A 1,120-nucleotide genomic window follows, 5' to 3' on the forward strand; every position below is an offset into this window, starting at 1 on the left:
AGCCTAACAAACAGCGGCAGAGCGACAGCCAACGCTACGCACCTTTTGTGTTACTCGCTGGCGCTCAAACATTAACACAAAATGCGCTCCGCGCTGGCTGCGCCTGCGCTGGGCGTTAGTGTTCGGGTTCTTTATGTCGCCGCCCGAAAAAGTGCAACGTATTCGGAAGGCATTCGGCGATACCGTTCTCCGTAGAGCGGAATTCGCAAGCAGGATTTTACGAGACGTTTTTAATCGCCTTCAGTGGTCCCCATTCTAAAAGTTGGTGAGTGGCGGCGAGGCAAGTAAAGTGGAGCATTCCTTTTGAGCAATTTAGCCGCTCAAGGGAAAACGTGGGGCGGCACAACCAAACGTGCCGCTCAAGGTCAGTTTGGGCATCGCAAGTGTGTTGCAAATTTCCGGTTTTGTAAGTTTGGTGGCTTCAAGGTTCATCAACACTAACAAGGCCGGGCAGCCAGGCTCCGGGCCTTCGGCCCTCCGCGGGACAGCTTACCTTGTGCGCGTTTTGCGCAGGTCGCTGCGCTCCCATTTTTGCGCAAAACGCGCATAAGGTAAGCTGCCCCTGCCGGCGGCGTTAAGCATCTATATGAACAGAGTGCTATTTTTCATTTTAAGTTGTCCGCTGGTTGCATATGCTGAAGTCTCGGACAAAATGGCAACACAGCCGGAGTTGTGGGCACAAGGTGCTGTTGTTGGTTGTATCCTTGGGGTCGCAATAAGGTGGTCTAAATGGGTAAACCTTGTTGGGTTTCCTATCGTCGCCTTATTCTTTTACTTGGCCTATGACACGCTGGCTCAGCCCGATATAGGTCCAGCAATAATCAAAGAACAAGGTTCATCATATATAGTTGCTCTGTATGGTTCGGCCACTCTTGCTTTAATAGGCCTTGCTATAGGCAATTATATGTTTAGGGGAAAGTGCAAAAATGCTTAACAAGGCCAAGCAAAATCGCCGCGAAAAGCGCGGCTGGACCTCGCTACCGCTCGGCCTTTGTTGGCGGCGTTAACTGCGGAACCAGTGATGAAGGTATTGATTGATCTCTATGCGAGACTTGGAGTCAAGTTATATCCATTTAGATGGATTCTTCTGATGGCGATCTTTCTGCCATTCTTCGCATGG

General features: G+C 50.5%; 1 protein-coding gene. It reads left to right on the forward strand.

Translation table 11 applies throughout. The features are described 5' to 3' along the window. Positions 1–586 precede the first annotated feature (586 nt). On the forward strand, positions 587–934 hold the full coding sequence (locus RRF64_RS18760; RefSeq protein ID WP_323847452.1) for a hypothetical protein: 348 nt from the start codon (positions 587–589) through the stop codon (positions 932–934). Positions 935–1,120 lie beyond the last annotated feature (186 nt).

The sequence above is a fragment of the Microbulbifer magnicolonia genome, assembly GCF_035117725.1.
GTDB classification, from domain to species: domain Bacteria; phylum Pseudomonadota; class Gammaproteobacteria; order Pseudomonadales; family Cellvibrionaceae; genus Microbulbifer; species Microbulbifer magnicolonia.

Excerpts from the sequence above, each read along its gene's own strand:
- RRF64_RS18760 (WP_323847452.1), top strand. The coding sequence starts at position 587 with ATGAACAGAGTGCTATTTTTCATTTTAAGTTGTCCGCTGGTTGCATAT.